The following is a 17,784-nucleotide window of genomic DNA, read 5'->3' as shown; positions in this document are numbered from 1 at the left end:
TGTAATTATGAAAACCAAACTTGACATTTTAAAAGGAGTTCATCCAGGAAAAATAATTGAACGTGAATTGCTGAAAAGAAACATCAGCAAAAGACAATTTGCGCTTTCTATTGATGAATATCCGCAAACTTTGGGTTCAATTATAAAAGGTAGCCGAAATATGAATGTTGATTTGTCTTTAAAAATTGAAAATAAATTAGGATTTAAAGAAGGTTTTTTAATGACTTTACAGGTTTTTTACGATATTAAACAATCTAAAATAGATGTAAATTATAAACCTGATTTAAGCAAATTTAGAAAAGGCATTTTTTGGGACACAACTTATGAAAAAATTGATTGGCGATTGATGAAGAAATCTATAATTCAAAGAGTATTTTCATACGGAAACGAATTAGAACAGAAAGAAATTAGGAATTTTTACGGATCAAATGAAGTAGATAAAATTTTATCAATTATAAAACTACGATGAAAGAATTATATTGGAACACTGTAAAACCTTTGCTCAAAGAAATTTTGGAAGAAATAATAACAGAAGATATTTTCAAGCCTTTTAGATTAGTAGGCGGAACTTCCTTGAGCTTGCAAATTGGTCACAGAATGTCTGTTGATATTGATTTGTTTACAGATAATGAATATGGTTCAATTGATTACGTTGCAATAAAAGATTTTTTAGAAAACAAATATTCCTATTGTAGTTCACGAAACTTAGAAAACGTAAGTTTTGGAACTTATTTTGAAGTTGGAAATTCTAAAGATGATTTTGTCAAAATAGATTTATACTACACCGATGAATTTATAGAAAACTCAATTGCAATTGAAAACATAAGAATGGCAACTGCAAATGAAATAATTACAATGAAACTTGATGTAATTTTGCGTGGCGGAAGAAAAAAAGATTTTTGGGATTTGCATTATTACCTTGACAAAATGAGCCTTGATGAAATGATAGATTTATTCAAAAAACGTTATCCCTATAATGATGATTTTACTAAAATTAAAAAACAATTGGCGAATTTTGATTTAGCCGACACCGACTTTGAACCCATTTGTTTATTGGGAAAAACCTGGGAAATTATAAAATTGGATTTTTATGAATATATTGGTAAATAGCAGATTGCCCTAGCCCAGATTACCTCACTTTGTTCTTTATTTTAATTGGTGTTCGATGAATGCTTCGCATTTGAAGTGTAAAGCCCGGAGCAAAAAAAGTAAAAGTTTCTTGTTTTAAAAAAGCGACCAACGGAAGCTCTTTTTAAAACTTTAGAAACTTTACTTTTTTTGTGAGGACTTGCAACGGAAAGCTGGAAAAGCTTCTAATAAAAAAAAGTTAAAACAAAACTGCCATCTTGTCAGATTTTATAATTTAGTATTATCTTTGTAGTCCGAGAAACTCGAAGATTATTTTATGGAAAAGGAAATTGATGAACAATTGCAAGGTCAAAGTCTTGTTCTTGATACGAAAGTAGAAAATACAAAGAAACTTTATATAGAAAGTTATGGTTGCGCTATGAATTTTTCGGATAGCGAAATTGTGGCTTCCATCTTATCTAATAACGGCTACAACACAACGCAAGTTTTGGAAGAAGCCGATTTGGTCTTGGTAAACACTTGTTCTATTCGTGATAAAGCAGAGCAAACAATTAGAAAGCGTTTGGAGAAATACAATGCTGTAAAAAGAACCAATCCGAATATGAAAGTTGGCGTTTTGGGTTGTATGGCAGAACGTTTGAAAGAGAAATTTCTGGATGAAGAGAAAATTGTAGATATGGTTGTTGGACCTGATGCTTACAAAGATTTACCCAATTTACTTGCCGAAGTTGAAGAAGGTCGTGATGCTATAAACGTAATTTTAAGCAAAGAAGAAACCTATGGAGATATTTCTCCTGTGCGATTGATGAGCAACGGAATTACCGCTTTGGTTTCTATCACGCGTGGTTGTGATAATATGTGTACGTTTTGTGTTGTGCCGTTTACTCGTGGTCGTGAAAGAAGTCGTGAACCACAAAGTATTATGAGTGAAATTCAAGATTTGTGGGACAAAGGTTTCAAAGAAATTACGCTTTTGGGTCAGAATGTAGATAGCTATCTTTGGTATGGTGGCGGATTGAAAAAAGATTTTGTGAATGCGAGTGAAATGCAAAAAGCAACTTCGGTAGATTTTGATAATTTATTGGAAATGGTTGCTGTTGGTTTTCCTAAGATGAGAATTCGTTTTTCTACGTCAAATCCTCAAGATATGCACGAAAGTGTTTTGCACGTTATTGCGAAATATCCAAATATTTGTAAGCACATTCACTTGCCAGTTCAATCTGGAAGTAACAGAATTTTGAAAGAAATGAATCGTTTGCACACGCGTGAAGAATACATGACGTTGATTGATAAAATCAAAACCATAATTCCAGAAAGTTCTATTAGTCAAGATATGATTGCTGGTTTTCCGACAGAAACCGAAGAAGATCATCAAGATACTTTATCGTTAATGGAATATGTGAAATATAGTTTTGGATATATGTATTCTTATTCTGAACGTCCAGGAACATTGGCTGGAAGAAAAATGGAAGACGACGTTCCAGAAGAAACCAAAGCTAGACGATTGCAAGAGATTGTAGATTTACAACAAAAACACGCTTGGCAACGAAGTGAAGAATTTATTGGTAAAACAGTTGAAGTTTTAATCGAAAAATTGTCTAAAAAATCTAAGGAAGAATTTTCAGGCAGAAATTCACAAAGTATTACGGTTGTTTTTCCGAAAGAAAATTATAAAATTGGTGATTTTGTGAATGTGAAAATTGAAAGTTGTACTAGCGGCACTTTGAAAGGTGTTGCTGTTGGGTATTCTAATATGAATTAGTTTTTTTAGCCACGAATTTCACGAATTTTCACGAATTATTTTGAAGTGAAAATTTCACGAATTTTAAATAAAAGCTTGAATTAATTAGTTTTAGCCACGAATTACACGAATTTTCACGAATTAGTTTTAAGTGAAAATTTCACGAATTTTTAAATAGAAAATTATGGAATTATATAAGCAGGAGGAATATTATAAAATAATTGGATTATGTATGGAAGTTCATAGAATTCTCGGTGGTGGACTTTTGGAAGCAGTTTATAAAGAAGCATTAGAAATTGAATTTACAAATCATAACATTCCTTTTGAAAGAGAAAAAGAATTTATAATTGAGTATAAAGGACAAACTTTAAAAAAGAGGTTTTATGCTGACTTTGTTGTTTATGAAAATATTATTTTAGAGGTTAAGGCAACGAAATTATTAGTTGAAGACAATATAGCTCAAACTTTGAATTACATGAATATAACAAAAAGTAAATTAGGAATTTTGGCAAATTTTAGTCCAAAGTCTCTTCATCACAAAAGAGTTGTTCTATAAATCCCGAAAGAAATTTGTGAAATAATAAGCGTGAACAAATTAGTGCCAATTCGTGTAATTCGTGGCTGAAAAAAGGTGCAATTAGTGAAATAATTAATTAAAATAAAATTAGTGACAATTCGTGTAATTCGTGGCTAAAAAAATAAGCTCGTTTAAAATGAGTAAAATTCGTGGCTAAAAATATGGAAACAGTACAATCAATAAAACAACGATTTGAAATTATAGGAAACGATCCTAAGCTCAATCGTGCCGTAGAAAAAGCCATTCAGGTTGCTCCTACTGATATTTCGGTGTTGGTAGTTGGAGAAAGTGGCGTTGGAAAAGAAAGTATTCCTAAAATTATACATTCGCTTTCGCACAGAAAACACGGAAAATACATCGCTGTAAACTGTGGTGCTATTCCAGAAGGAACCATCGACAGTGAGTTATTCGGACACGAAAAAGGTTCGTTTACTGGCGCAACATCTACACGTGAAGGCTATTTTGAAGTTGCCGATGGTGGAACAATTTTCCTAGATGAAGTTGGCGAATTGCCACTAACAACTCAAGTGCGTTTACTTCGTGTGCTAGAAAATGGCGAATTCATAAAAGTAGGTTCATCACAAGTTCAAAAAACTAATGTTCGCATCGTTGCTGCCACAAATGTCAATTTATTTGATGCTATCGAAAAAGGGAAATTCCGTGAAGATTTGTATTACAGATTAAGCACCGTTGATATTCTTTTACCGCCATTACGTGACCGAAAAGACGATATCCATTTGTTATTCAGAAAATTTGCTGCCGATTTTGCCCACAAATACAAAATGCCAGCCATAAAACTAGAAGACGAAGCCATTCCATATCTGCTAAAATACCGTTGGAGCGGAAACATTCGCCAACTGCGAAATGCAGCCGAACAAATTTCAGTGCTAGAAACCAAACGCGATATTTCTTTACAAACTTTAATGTCCTATTTACCGCAAGACGGAAGTCATTTGCCAAGTGTAATTAAAGACAAAAAAAGTGAAAGCGATTTTTCTACCGAACGTGATATTTTGTACAAAGTATTATTTGATATGAAAAGTGACTTGAACGATTTAAAGAAACTAACTTTAGAATTAATGAAAAACGGTTCGGCCAAAGTGCAAGACATCAATCCGAATTTGATTCAGAAAGTTTACGGAAAATCTGACGAAGATACGTTTTTCGAAGAGCAACCTCGAACTCCAGCAATTGCAACAAACAACGAAACCGAACAAGAAGAATTTGAAGACGACGAAGACGACAACAACTATCTTTTTGCAGAAACTGTCGAGGAAGAAGAAATTCTAAAATTAGAACAAAAAGAAATTGAACTCATCAAAAAATCGTTAGAAAAAAATAAAGGCAAACGAAAAGCTGCTGCCGATGAACTAGGAATTTCTGAACGTACTTTGTATAGAAAAATTAAGCAATACGATTTATAGTTAATAGATGTTTAAAATTTGAAAATTAACAAACAGAAAATAATATATTTGACACGAGCTTTTCTAAAAAGGTGAAGCACTTTTAAAATTTAAGATGAAAAAACATTCTATACTACTATTATTTCTTGTCGCAATAACTTTAAGTGGTTGTGGAGCATATAATTTTACAGGAACAGGTAAAATCGATGCTAAAACGTTTCAAGTAAATTACTTTCAAAACAATGCACCGTTAATTGAACCCGGAATTGAAAGAACTTTTACAATAAGACTTCAAGAAATAATTCAAAACCAAACCAATTTAAATCTAACTAACAACAGTGGCGATTTACTTTATGAAGGTGAAATTACACAATACAACATTACACCAATGACAGCTACTGCCGATCAAAAAGCAGCGCAAAGTAGATTATCTATCACAATAAACGTTAGATTTGTAAACAAAAATAAAGACGAAGATAATTTTGAAAAACCATTCACCTTTTTCTACGATTATCCCGGAACCGATCAATTAGTTGGATCCAAACTGAGCACAGCATTAGACGTTATTTTTGAAAGAATTACCCAAGATATTTTCAATGAATCGCTTGCAAAATGGTAATTTTAAATTAATTACAAAAACCAAAACTTGAACATAACCGATTACACCTATCTTATCAATAAACCTGACGCTATAAACGAGCGACACAACAGTGCATTGGAAAAAATAATAGAAGAATTTCCGTTTTTCCAAAGTGCTCGTGTTTTACGATTAAAGCATTTGTACAACCAAGATAGTTTTAAATACAATTATGCACTCAAAGTAGCTGCAGCATTTACTACAGATAGAACCATCTTATTTGATTTTATAACTTCTGATAATTTTGTTACTGTTCAAAACGGTCTTTACGATCAAAAAATTGCCGAATTATTAAACATCGATGTCATTGGTAGCGAAATAATAGAAGTGCCCAAAAACACCAATTCACTCGAACAATCAATACTTTCTTCCATAACACAAGCCAATCCTCAAGATTTAATTTTCGAAAAGAAATTAGACATAGGAAAACCTTTAGATTTTACCAAAGAAGAGAAACATTCCTTTCAAGAATGGCTTCAACTTTCAAGACTAAAACCAATTGAAAGAAAAGAAAACATCATCGAAGAAGACCAAACTAGAAAGAAAAATTTAGACTTAATCGATAAATTTATTCAAACAAATCCAAAAATTCCACCAGTAAACAAAGAGAATGTTATTCCTGTCACAACACCAGTAATAGAGGATAAATCCTACTTGATGACCGAAACTTTGGCCAAAGTTTATCTAGAACAAAAAAAATATACAAAAGCAATTCAAGCATATCAAATATTAATTTTGAAATATCCAGAAAAAAGTAGTTTCTTTGCAGACCGAATTTCGGATATTAAGAATTTACAACAAAACAATAATAGTTAAGCAATGAGCACATTTACAATTTTTTTAGTATTAATAACAATCGTTTGTTTCTTATTAATCATAGTAATCATGGTACAAAACCCTAAAGGTGGAGGTTTATCTTCTTCATTAGGAGGTTCAACTCAAATGGGTGGCGTTCAAAAAACGACCGACTTTTTAGACAAAAGTACATGGGTATTAGCTGCATCTTTAATAGTATTGGTTTTATTATCAAGTTTAAGTTTCTCTGGAAGCCTAAGCGAAAATGATAAATTAATCGACGCTTCTCAACCAGCAAAAACAGAAACTAAAGACAAAGCTGCACCAGCAACTAGCACTACAACAACTGCTACAAAACCTGAAGCTACTCCGGTAACTCCAGAAAAAAAATAAGAAATCATTAATTTCTAAAGAAGTCCCGAGTAACATCGGGATTTTTTTTTGATTTTAAGAAGCGAACCGCTTGGGCATTCTTGCAAACCCTTTTTCCTGCCTTCCATTATATCTTTGTCTCGAAAAAACGAGCCAAAGGATGCCATTACAGTCAGGGCTAAAAAGTTTCGTCTTTAATTAAAATCAAACTCTGAAAAAATGTCAGTTTTAAACCATTGGCACAATTTCTGAACATACAATAGCAAAGTAAAAACTTTAATAAATTAAAAAAATATACACATTATGGCATTAAACATTAAACCGCTTTCAGACCGCGTTATAGTCGAACAAGCTGCTGCCGAAACACAAACAGCTTCTGGAATTATCATTCCTGACACAGCAAAAGAAAAACCGCAAAAAGGAACTGTTGTTGCTGTAGGAAATGGCAAAAAAGACGAACCAATGACAGTAAAAGTTGGAGACACTGTTCTTTATGGAAAATATGCTGGAACCGATTTAAAACTAGACGGAAAAGATTACCTAATAATGCGTGAAGACGATATTTTAGCAATAATTTAAAGTCTGTAAGCTTTAGGCAATAAGCATTAGGCTATGAGAGATTTTAAAAAATATGAAATTTGGCAATTAAGTCATTCTTTAACGTTAGAAGTTTATAAAATCACCTCTAATTTCCCAAAACAAGAAACATATGGTTTAACCAGCCAAATTCGTAGAGCTACGGCTTCAATTCCAACAAATATTAGTGAAGGATGCGGAAGAAATAGTGATAAAGAATTCAATCATTTTTTAAACATTGCCTTAGGTTCAGCAAACGAAACAGAATATTTACTTATTCTATCAAAAGATTTAAATTACATAACAGAAGAATTATTTTCTGAATTAGATTTAAAAACAAACACAATAAAAAGTAAAATTTACAAATTAAAACAAATATTAATTCAGCAATAGCTCAGGCTTATCGCCTATTGCCTATTGCCTAAATCTTATAAATAATGGCAAAAGATATAAAATTTGATATTGAAGCACGTGACTGATTAAAACGTGGTGTTGACGCATTAGCAAATGCAGTAAAAGTAACTCTTGGACCAAAAGGTCGTAATGTAATCATCGGAAAATCATTTGGTGGACCAAACGTTACTAAAGACGGTGTTACGGTTGCAAAAGAAATTGAATTAAAAGACCCATTAGAAAATATGGGCGCTCAAATGGTTAAAGAAGTGGCGTCTAAAACCAATGATTTAGCTGGAGACGGAACAACAACTGCAACCGTTCTTGCACAAGCAATTGTAAAAGAAGGATTAAAAAACGTAGCTGCAGGTGCAAACCCAATGGATTTAAAACGTGGAATCGACAAAGCAGTTGAAGCTATCGTTGCTGATCTTGGTAAACAAGCTAAAGTTGTTGGAAGTGATTCTGAAAAAATCAAACAAATTGCTTCTATTTCTGCTAATAACGATGAAGTAATTGGTGAATTAATTGCTACTGCTTTCGGAAAAGTTGGTAAAGAAGGTGTAATCACTGTGGAAGAAGCAAAAGGAACAGACACTTATGTTGATGTTGTAGAAGGAATGCAATTTGACAGAGGCTATTTATCGCCATATTTTGTTACAAATCCAGAAAAAATGAATGTAGAATTAGAAAATCCTTACATTCTTTTATACGATAAAAAAGTATCTTCTCTAAAAGAGTTACTTCCAGTTTTAGAACCAGTTGCTCAATCTGGGAAACCATTATTGATCATTGCTGAAGATGTTGATGGTGAAGCATTGTCAACTTTAGTAGTAAATAAATTACGTGGTGCGTTAAAAATTGCTGCTGTAAAAGCACCAGGTTTTGGTGACAGAAGAAAAGCAATGTTAGAAGACATCGCTATCTTAACTGGTGGAACTGTAATTGCAGAAGAAAGTGGTTACACACTAGAAAACGCAACATTAGAAATGCTTGGAACAGCAGAAAAAATTACTATTGACAAAGACAATACAACAATTGTAAATGGTGCTGGCGATGCAGATTTAATAAAAAACAGAGTAAACCAAATCAAAAGTCAAATGGAAACTACGACTTCTGATTATGACAAAGAAAAATTGCAAGAACGTTTGGCTAAATTAGCTGGTGGTGTTGCAGTTCTTTATGTTGGCGCTGCTTCTGAAGTAGAAATGAAAGAGAAAAAAGACCGTGTTGACGATGCTTTACATGCAACTCGTGCCGCTGTTGAAGAAGGAATTGTTGCTGGTGGAGGTGTTGCTTTATTGAGAGCAAAAGCAGCTTTGGCATCTATAAAAGCAGACAATGCAGACGAAGCCACAGGAATTCAAATTGTTTCTCGCGCAGTAGAATCACCATTGAGAACTATTGTTGAAAATGCTGGACTTGAAGGTTCTGTAGTAGTAGCAAAAGTTTCTGAAGGAACAGGAGATTTTGGCTACAATGCTAAAACTGACGAATATGTAGACATGCTAAAAGCAGGAATTATTGATCCTAAAAAAGTAACTCGTGTAGCGTTAGAAAACGCTGCTTCTGTTGCAGGAATGATTCTTACTACAGAATGTGCACTAGTAGAAATTAAAGAAGAAAATGGTGGCGGAAACCCAATGGGTGGAGGTATGCCGGGAATGATGTAATTCCCAAGTACGAGGTTTGAAGTACGAAGTACTAAATCCAAAATACGAAGTAATAAAAAATCCGCTTAATCAATTGATTGAGCGGATTTTGCTTTTATAAGATTAAATTATTTTCTTTTCTTAAGAATTTTGATTAAAACCGGAACTGTGGTGATTAAAATAATTCCGATAACAATAAATTCAATATAATGTTTCAAGTCGATATGAAATTGATTCAAGAACAATTCATAAAGATAATGTCCTGCAAAAATCATTGTAAACGACCATAAAATAGAACCTAGAATGTTATAAAACATAAACTTCTTTTTATCCATTTCTACAATTCCTGCTATGACTGGTGCAAACGTTCTTATAATTGGCAAAAATCTGGCAAAAACTATAGCTTTGGTTCCGTATTTATCAAAGAAATCTTTCGATTGAAATAAGTACTTTTTCTTGTAAAAAAAACTGTCTTCTCTCTTAAAAAGGTACGAACCGCTTTTAGATCCAAACCAATATCCGGTCATGTTTCCTAAAATTCCCATTAAAGAAACAATAGCTGCCAAGAAAGTTACGTTGATAAAATCACTTCCTGTTGAAAATGATTTCATTAAAGCTTCGCTGTAAATTCCGCAAAGGAATAACAAACTATCGCCTGGCAAAAAGAATCCTGCTAACAATCCGGTTTCTGCAAAAACAATAAAAAGCACTACATATATACCAATTTTAATTCCTCCAAGTTCTAATAAAATGTAGAATTCGGGATTAAAAAGTTGTTTCCAATCAAAATGAGTCATAAATTTTTTGGTAATTATTCAATTTAATTTGCTTGTTCGACACCAAAAGTATCGGGTGTGAAATTAACTATAAATAAGCTTTCAACCAATTAAATTTATGTTATTTTCTTTCGTATTGACAACAACTGTGTAGATTTTCATAAACGGCATCGGTTGCTTTTACTTCGTCGGTATCATGACCAACTTTTGCAATGGCTTTTTTTACATCCAAAACAGACGATTTCTCTTCATTTAGAATCAAATTCAATTGATGTGTTTCAACATCCCAAATTGCCATTTTTACTCCTTCAACAGAGAAGGCTGCTTTCTCAATTCGCTTTTTACACAAATCACAATTTCCGTTTACATCAATTGTATACCGTGCATTTTTGCTTTTTTTATCTTGTGCTTGTGAAGAAAATGCCACAAAGAGTAACATCGCTCCTAAAATTATATTTTTCATATTTTGTAGTTTTAATTGTTTTTTATTTTAATAAGTTCCCTCGACTGCGCTCGGGATTACAGTGCATCATAAATTTGAAGTTGATTTTTGAAATTGCTATTTTATTTTAAATCGCAATCCTACATAATACATTTGCCCGAAAACTGGCGCATAAACAATTGATGTATCAAAAGTTGCACCAAACGGATTATCCGAACCTAAAATCGCTTTATTTTGACGGTAATTTCCAATATTTTCACCTCCAACATAAACCTCAAATACCGAAGAAAATGTTCTAGTAACTTGCATGTTCATCACAGCAAATGATGGCGAAAACTCTGGCAATCTGTCGTTGACTGGATTGGTAGCTGTATTTGGCAATTGCTGTTTTCCGAGCCAATTTAAGGTGTAATCAAATTTCCATTGTTTTCCTTTTTCTTTAATATGTGTTTGAAATTCCAAATTCCCAAAGAAACGATGCTTGGCTTGCAATGGTCGCTGAAAACTTCCAGACAAATAATCTGTTGAAATATCATAATATTTATAGGCAGTTCTCAAATTTAGATGCTTGATAATTTCATAATTAAAATCCAATTGAAAACTATTGGCATAGGAATTTCCTTTTAAGTTATAAAACAAAACTTGTTGCGGACTTTGCATTACATCAACAATTGCTTGATTTTGAAAATCGGTTCTGTAAAAATCAAAAGTAACATCGGCAGATTTTCCAAAAAGAAGAAAATTTTGTGTAAAACTCATTCCATAATTCCAAGCAATTTCGGGATTTAATCCGTAGATTTTTCCATCAGTATCCAATATAGACATGGTTCTTGAACTTGCAAAAAGCTGCTGATTTTCGGCATAGATATTGGCCGCGCGCTTTCCTCTTCCAGCAGAAAATCTAACCACAGCTTTCTCCCACGGATTGTATCTTACATGTACTCTTGGTGTAAAAAAAGCTCCTAACCTATTGTGATAATCAAATCGTGCGCCAAGAATATAACTAAATTTATTGTTGTCATCATACGTATATTCGAAGAAAGCACCAACCGAATTATCTATTCTACTAACATCCAAAAGATTTACAAACTCAGCATATTTATCGTAAGTAAAATTCAATCCAGTTGCAAATTTATGCATGGTATTGCTAATTATAGAATTGAAAATTAAGTTAGAATAATAACTTTGTTGCTTTATATTGTATTGATTTAACCCAAAGTACGATTCTTGATTGTGATTGCTATAAGCATTCTGAAAACCAATACTTTGGTACGGCATGTCTTTAAAAACATAACCAATTTTAGAAGTAAAATCAAATCTATCGGTATTAATTTCTGAACCCCAATAATTGGTTGTTCCTTTATCTCTATTTTTATCAAAATTTAATTCTCCTGTTTGTTTTTCATCTTTCATATATTTGAAATTGATGAACGATACCCAACCAGTTTCGGCACAAGCATATTGCCAACGATTGACAACATTAATTTGTTTACCCAACGGATTATCTAAAAATCCATCGTTATTCATATCGTTTTTGGCAACACGTGTGTTTCCATGAATATACAAACTTGTCGCCCAATCGTCTGATATTTTTTTGTTGAAATGTGTATTCAATTCAAATCTAGAATCGGTAGCACCATAAGCATTCAAGAAAAACGGAATGTCTTTTAATGGTTTAATCAACTCAGTATTTATTTGTCCTGAAATACTTTCATAACCATTTACAACACTTCCTGCTCCTTTAGTGATTTGGATACTTTCTACCCAAGTTCCCGGCGTAAACGATAATCCGTAGGCTTGCGATGCACCACGAACGGAAGGAATATTTTCTTCAGTAATCATTAAATATGGTGAAGTCAAACCTAACATTTTTATCTGTTTGGTTCCAGTTAATGCATCGGCAAAATTTACATCTATTGACGGATTGGTTTCAAAACTTTCTGCCAAATTACAGCAAGCGGCTTTTAATAATTCTTTACTCGAAACAACAGAAGTATTGGTTGTTTTGGTGAGCGATTTTCTTATTCCTTTTTGTAATCCTACAACACTAACTGTATCAAGTTTTTCTTGCGAAAATAGTAGTGTAAAAGAAATCAACATTAGAAATAATGTTACTTTTTTCATTGTATAAAATTTAAAATTCGTTATTAGTTTGAGCTAAATATGAAAATTAAATTACGCGTAAAAGGTATATTGGCTGTACAAAAGATATAATGGCGGCGCATTGGCATTGCAATAATATGTTGGAGTTTCGCTGTTTTTGTGGTAAAAATTAGCATTAAAAACTACATATTTCCAATCTTTATTAACAATAAAAGCATCAAATGTTGGAGTAGTTGACTTTTCAATGAGTTGATCTGATTTATCAGATGATTTAACTATTTTATTTTTGCAACATTTAGATTCTTTTTCTACAATACCACAGCAATCTTTTTCAACTTCAGGAGAATTAGATGTAGAATTTAAAGTAACCGAAGCAACAACATCATCACAATAATGCACATTAAAAGCCAATCCTACATTGGAAACCAATAGGAAAATTGCTAAAATTATACTTATGTGTTTTTTAAAAATCATTATGCAAAGTTATGAAAAAGAATGATTTAAATTCTTAAAATGGTGTTATAAAAAAACCGCTTTCAAATTTGGAAATAGAAAGCGGTTTAAAAATCAGTGAAATATTTAAAATTATTTGTCTTTAAAGAAAATTTCACCTTTAACTAACCATGAAAATGCAAATACCCATAGTGCTACAACTTCCCAAAACCAAAAATAAATAGTATCACGAAAATAGTTTTCAATACTTTTAAAAAGATAAATTGCCAACATTGCAATTGAAAATAGTATTATAAAGCCACATGTTTTGTATATTTTATTTCTGAATATTTTCATTTGCGTACTATCACCGCTAGTTTTAGTAAAAAGCTTGAGACAAAAATAAGCCAATATTAAAAAAAATAAAGACGCAGCTATATTATGAATTGTTCCATTTGGAGTTTTTGTACCTTCAATAAAAGTACAAGGAGAAAATGCAACTACAAAAGCAAAAATGGCTGCAAGATTTCCAGCTTGATTGTCGGACAACCAATCACTTTTTTCTTTTTTATGTCCTTTATAGGTGAATAAGAATAAGGCAACAGCACACAATAAACCGACAAAAACATCGCCCATATTGGTATGATAATAAAAGCTAACTGAACTTTTTGGGCATTCATTATTGATTTTTTTGTTATCGCCAAATAACAAAACTAAAGGCAATAAAAAACCTATAAATCCTACTATTTTTCGTAATAATTTGTAGGATATTAATTCTGGAGTATCTTTCATAATATGCTTTTAAAAATTAAAGATAAAGTTTAAAAAAATATTCATTTACAGACACTGACATTTTTCGAATAAACCTTCTAAAAAAGGAATGCTTGGCGCAAAAAAGTATTCTCCACCTTTCATTGTTACTGCCGACTCAAATGGAGCAATAGTAAAATTTGAAGGAGAAGTTTCTCCATATTCTAAAGGAAAGACACCCAAACTTATATTTCCTTTATTGTTTTGTCCAATTACAGGATCGATTCCATTTTTATTATTTGGAAAATTTTCATCATTAACCCATTGTTTCTGAATGAATTCAAACTGATTGGTAATACTACTTTGAAAACTCATAAATAATAACCCAACATCTTTTGTTGGTAATTCATGATAATCTTCTTTAACTGTACTTGGTTTAACAACTTGTCCGTAAGGAATTCCTCGACGTGCCATAATATGCTTTTGGTCGCCATTTCGTCTAGGATTTGATTTTCTAATATGTGCATGAAAAGGACATTTGGAATTATTATCACTATATTTAAAATTATTAAAAATACCACTAGCTATAATTCCATCTTCATCACTAACTTCAATTGGAGTTCCGTCTTCAAACCTTCCTACTATCATCGCTCCTGCACGTTCACTAGCGTCACCTTCAAGTTTTAATACATCGGCTAACTTTTCTTCATTGCGTTTGAATTTTCTAACATTTTGCTCTAATTTTCTAAACACAAAATAACTACCAAAAGCATCTTTGTCTTTTACTAAAGGATCATTCACTAAAACTAATTCTTTAGCAGCAGTTGGATTGAATTCATTCGTATTTGCATTTAGTTCTTTATACTTTTCAAGTTCATCTTCAAAGAAAAGCGGTTGACTAATGCCATCGACATACCCAAAATGTTCTAATCCGTCTTTATTTTCGTTTCTAATTGCATTACCATGTTCTACAGTAGTAATTAAGCCCAGTAAATCTAATTCATCAATAATTATTCTAGAGGCTTCTGCTAACTTCTCTTGATTATCATCACCAATTAAAATCATAGCATGAATTTCGTTTTGAAAACCTTCTTCCCAGAGTTTTTTTTCTGGGTCATTTAGTCCAGCCTTCTCCATTCCATCGTTAAAAGTTTTCTCAAATGATGTAGTTTTCATCTCCAAATAATTGTATCCATGAGCAGATAACATAAAACCATAAAAAACTCCACCAGAAACTTTATTTCGTTTATATATTTCATTTTCTTTAAGCTGTTTTTTACAGCTTGTAATTTTGGTAGTTGCAAAATCTGCTATCCATTCTTTAACGCTTTCAAGTCTGTTTTCTTGAAATTTGACAAAAATATTTGTAGTAAAATCTCTTCCATGTCCTTTAAGAATATTTCCTTGAAGTTTTGAAAACCATTCATTATTTTTAATATCGTATTGATTAATTAGTGCCATGATTTTTTATATTTAAATTGTTAATTAGTTAGTGTCACCAAATTTGAATGCCGAAATTCCGATTCCTATACCAAAAAAAGGTTTGTTTTTATAAACCCATTTACTACCAACTTCTCCTGACAAATAATCTATACCAATAGCAGCAATAAATTGTAAATCGTTTTTAAGTTCAAATATAAAACCTGTAGTGGGTGAAAATGCTATGTTACTTTGTTCTGAAGATATAAATTGATTTGTTGTCTCAGGAGTTATATTTACCTGACTGGAGTTGACGCTAAAAAAAAAATACTTCTTTATTTGGTCTATATCTAGACTACCAAATCTTCTTGTTAAAACCAAACCCAAGTTGAAACCACTTTCAAAATTGTTATAGCGTTTTGTATTGTCAACATCACTTCCGCCTTCTAATCTAACTTTAATTGGCAAGGTTAAAATTCCGAAACCCCATTTTCCTTTTACGTCATCCATATCTTTCTCGCACTGATATTCTTTCATAGATATAATTGCACCAGCAGCATTTGTAAAAAAAATATCGTCTCCAACTTTACCAATTTCCGTGAGATATTCACCAATAACTAATGGTGTTGCAAGAGAATTTGCTGTAAGTGGTGCTCCTTTTTGTAACGACAATGGTATCGGAATTGATGTTGAAATTGTTGCTTTATTAACTTGATACTTTTGTGCATTACTAAATTGTGAAATGCATAACAGAAAAGTTAAAATTAATTTTGTTTTCATAATGTTTTAGTTTTAAGATTTATATATTTCAAAACTAAACCAAATTAAAATCCTAGCTGTAGGGAAAACCCTAATCAAATCAAGGAGTTTTACTAATATTTAAAAATAATAGATGTAGAAAACGCTCTCAAATACTTGAAAGCGTTATACAAAAATCTAAAAAACCTACTACTAATTTTTAATGAATTTTTGATTTATAATTCCATTATCAGTTTTTATTTTTAGAAAATAAATACCATTTTCTAGGCTTGACATATCAAATTCTGAATTTGTATTTTCAAAATATTTTACTTTCTTACCCATAGCATCATATACTTCTAGATTAGAAATTTCTGTTGAAAAAATAATTGTAGCGTTGGTTGGATTAGGAGAAAAAATAATTGAAGGCTTCATTGTATTTTCTTGTAAAGATAAAGTTGATATATCAATTTTATATAAACCATAATCATAATAAGATCCATTATATTTAAATCCATTCATAAATATACTGTTGCCAACTTGTATCATTTTTTTGTTCAAAATTTCTGGTGAAAAATTTAAATTTAAAGTGTTAAATTCAATACCATCATAGCTTGTTATTTGATTTGGTTGAGAATTATAAAATAATAATTTATTATTACTAACTTTTCCGTACTGCATACTATTTAAACCTCCATAAATGAGAGTTGTATTAGAGTTTGATAAATCACTTTTGTAAACTCCATTATAAGAACCATAATAATTTCCGTTATAGGCAACAATAGGTCTATACTCATCACCGCCACTACTGTAAGTAAAAAATATTGGAAAACTAGCTTGTAAAAATGATGATCCATCTGTTTTATGAACAACATCTGAATTATCTAAAAAATACATCCATCCGTTTGCATAAAAAGAATTGTCTCCATTGTAAAAATTAGCACTATATGCATTAGAATTATATAGGTTAGTAGAAGTATTAAAAGTTGCAATACCACCATTAGTTTTACCTAAAATTAATTTATTGTTTACAATAGGAATAACTGGTTTATAAGCATTTTCTACTACAAGAGAATTATTGATGCCCAATGATTCGTTATTAAAATCATAAACAATTGAAAGGTTACCACTTTCATCTAATTTATAAAGTCTATATTTTCTAAAACCACCATTTCCACCATAATTAAAACCATGAAAATAAATGTCATTGCCATTTATTCCATAAGTTTTAAAAAAATATTGATAGATTAAACCTGTATTAACGTCTGTATAAACAGGAATGGTTAATGAACTATTATTCAAATCATACACTTGTAAATTAAATTCATTGCCATTACCACCATTTATATTAGATCCTCCAAATGAATAAACTCTATTATTTTTAATAACAAAATTGTTAGATGAATCTGGAATTATTAAACTGACACTATTTGTAGACAAATTTATTTTATACAATTTAAATGAGTAATTAAAAAACAGTTGATTATTATAATTAGTAACATTACAAGGAATAGTTGTATCTATTGGCAATAACTGTCCGCTAAAAATTGTAGTTGTATTTGCAACTGCATCATATTTATAAATGTAACCGTCGTATTGAGTAGTAGAACCTGTTTGTAATTTATATGTAATTCCAAACACATAATTACTTTCATTATAAATTAATTGTGATCCTCCATTAACGAAACTTCCTTGTTTTATATAACCATAACCATTGGGCATTGGGATGTAAGTTATTTGAGCAGTTATTGTTAATGTAATTAATAAAAAAAATATTGTGTAAAGTCTTTTCATGATTAATAATTTTTAGGTTATAATTTATTATTAACAAAACTAATTTTTGATAACAGTTCCTACAATAGTGAAAACACTAATTGCAAATAGGAGTT

Annotated in this window: 18 protein-coding genes and 1 pseudogene; 11 read left to right on the top strand and 8 right to left on the bottom strand. The window is 31.3% G+C overall.

From position 1 onward, the window contains the following. Nucleotides 1–7 precede the first annotated feature (7 nt). The 11 genes and pseudogenes from ACH2CG_RS00915 (at nt 8) to groL (ending at nt 9,256) form a co-directional block, all read left to right on the top strand. Nucleotides 8–469 (top strand): transcriptional regulator, encoded by a 462-nt coding sequence (locus ACH2CG_RS00915; RefSeq protein WP_395061269.1) that lies wholly within the window; start codon nt 8–10, stop codon nt 467–469. Next, a complete protein-coding gene (locus ACH2CG_RS00910) occupies nt 466–1,110 on the top strand; it encodes a nucleotidyl transferase AbiEii/AbiGii toxin family protein (RefSeq protein ID WP_395061267.1) in 645 nt (214 codons plus the stop codon). The genes ACH2CG_RS00915 and ACH2CG_RS00910 overlap by 4 nt, the downstream gene beginning before the upstream one ends. Nucleotides 1,111–1,405: 295 nt before the next feature. Further along, nucleotides 1,406–2,851 carry a tRNA (N6-isopentenyl adenosine(37)-C2)-methylthiotransferase MiaB gene (gene miaB / locus ACH2CG_RS00905; RefSeq protein ID WP_395061265.1) on the top strand — a complete coding sequence of 482 codons (1,446 nt, stop codon included), beginning with the start codon at nt 1,406–1,408 and terminating at the stop codon, nt 2,849–2,851. Nucleotides 2,852–3,014: 163 nt separating this feature from the next. Further along, nucleotides 3,015–3,386, top strand: a complete 372-nt coding sequence (locus tag ACH2CG_RS00900; RefSeq protein ID WP_395061263.1) for a GxxExxY protein — start codon at nt 3,015–3,017, stop codon at nt 3,384–3,386. A 182-nt stretch (nt 3,387–3,568) separates the two neighbouring features. Further along, a complete protein-coding gene (locus ACH2CG_RS00895; RefSeq protein WP_395061261.1) occupies nt 3,569–4,831 on the top strand; it encodes a sigma-54 interaction domain-containing protein in 1,263 nt (420 codons plus the stop codon). A 94-nt stretch (nt 4,832–4,925) separates the two neighbouring features. Further along, a complete protein-coding gene (locus ACH2CG_RS00890; protein ID WP_395061259.1) occupies nt 4,926–5,429 on the top strand; it encodes an LptE family protein in 504 nt (167 codons plus the stop codon). A 27-nt stretch (nt 5,430–5,456) separates the two neighbouring features. Then, nucleotides 5,457–6,263 carry a tetratricopeptide repeat protein gene (locus tag ACH2CG_RS00885; RefSeq protein ID WP_395061257.1) on the top strand — a complete coding sequence of 269 codons (807 nt, stop codon included), beginning with the start codon at nt 5,457–5,459 and terminating at the stop codon, nt 6,261–6,263. 3 nt (nt 6,264–6,266) lie between these two features. Then, complete coding sequence (gene secG / locus ACH2CG_RS00880; protein ID WP_395061255.1) at nt 6,267–6,635, top strand: preprotein translocase subunit SecG; 369 nt, start codon at nt 6,267–6,269, stop codon at nt 6,633–6,635. 282 nt (nt 6,636–6,917) lie between these two features. Further along, nucleotides 6,918–7,193 carry a co-chaperone GroES gene (groES, locus tag ACH2CG_RS00875; protein WP_395061253.1) on the top strand — a complete coding sequence of 92 codons (276 nt, stop codon included), beginning with the start codon at nt 6,918–6,920 and terminating at the stop codon, nt 7,191–7,193. Nucleotides 7,194–7,226: 33 nt separating this feature from the next. Then, entirely contained in the window at nt 7,227–7,583 is a 357-nt protein-coding gene (locus tag ACH2CG_RS00870; protein ID WP_395061251.1) for a four helix bundle protein, read from the top strand. 44 nt (nt 7,584–7,627) lie between these two features. Continuing rightward, nucleotides 7,628–9,256, top strand: a pseudogene (gene groL, locus ACH2CG_RS00865) (chaperonin GroEL). A gap of 107 nt (nt 9,257–9,363) precedes the next feature. Here groL and ACH2CG_RS00860 read toward each other — a convergent pair. The 8 genes from ACH2CG_RS00860 to ACH2CG_RS00825 all read right to left on the bottom strand — a co-directional run bounded on the left by ACH2CG_RS00860 (nt 9,364) and on the right by ACH2CG_RS00825 (nt 17,689). After that, nucleotides 9,364–10,032 carry a DedA family protein gene (locus ACH2CG_RS00860; RefSeq protein WP_395061249.1) on the bottom strand — a complete coding sequence of 223 codons (669 nt, stop codon included), beginning with the start codon at nt 10,030–10,032 and terminating at the stop codon, nt 9,364–9,366. Nucleotides 10,033–10,132: 100 nt separating this feature from the next. Beyond that, nucleotides 10,133–10,474, bottom strand: coding sequence for a heavy-metal-associated domain-containing protein (locus ACH2CG_RS00855; protein ID WP_395061247.1), 342 nt, complete (start codon nt 10,472–10,474; stop codon nt 10,133–10,135). Nucleotides 10,475–10,570: 96 nt separating this feature from the next. Continuing rightward, complete coding sequence (locus tag ACH2CG_RS00850; RefSeq protein ID WP_395061245.1) at nt 10,571–12,577, bottom strand: TonB-dependent receptor plug domain-containing protein; 2,007 nt, start codon at nt 12,575–12,577, stop codon at nt 10,571–10,573. A 51-nt stretch (nt 12,578–12,628) separates the two neighbouring features. Beyond that, nucleotides 12,629–13,030: a hypothetical protein gene (locus ACH2CG_RS00845; RefSeq protein ID WP_395061243.1), complete on the bottom strand. Its 402-nt coding sequence runs from the start codon at nt 13,028–13,030 to the stop codon at nt 12,629–12,631. 111 nt (nt 13,031–13,141) lie between these two features. Continuing rightward, on the bottom strand, nt 13,142–13,780 hold the full coding sequence (locus ACH2CG_RS00840) for a DUF998 domain-containing protein (RefSeq protein ID WP_395061241.1): 639 nt from the start codon (nt 13,778–13,780) through the stop codon (nt 13,142–13,144). Between the two features lie 45 nt (nt 13,781–13,825). Further along, entirely contained in the window at nt 13,826–15,199 is a 1,374-nt protein-coding gene (locus tag ACH2CG_RS00835; RefSeq protein ID WP_395061239.1) for a Dyp-type peroxidase, read from the bottom strand. 24 nt (nt 15,200–15,223) lie between these two features. Further along, the gene (locus ACH2CG_RS00830; RefSeq protein WP_395061237.1) at nt 15,224–15,937 is read right to left on the bottom strand and encodes a hypothetical protein; all 714 of its coding nucleotides are present in this window, start codon (nt 15,935–15,937) and stop codon (nt 15,224–15,226) included. Nucleotides 15,938–16,108: 171 nt separating this feature from the next. Further along, nucleotides 16,109–17,689, bottom strand: a complete 1,581-nt coding sequence (locus ACH2CG_RS00825; RefSeq protein ID WP_395061235.1) for a T9SS type A sorting domain-containing protein — start codon at nt 17,687–17,689, stop codon at nt 16,109–16,111. Nucleotides 17,690–17,784: the final 95 nt, after the last annotated feature.

This window comes from Flavobacterium sp., from assembly GCF_043778725.1.
Classification (GTDB): Bacteria; Bacteroidota; Bacteroidia; order Flavobacteriales; family Flavobacteriaceae; genus Flavobacterium.
This window is presented reverse-complemented; position numbering and strand designations above follow the sequence as displayed.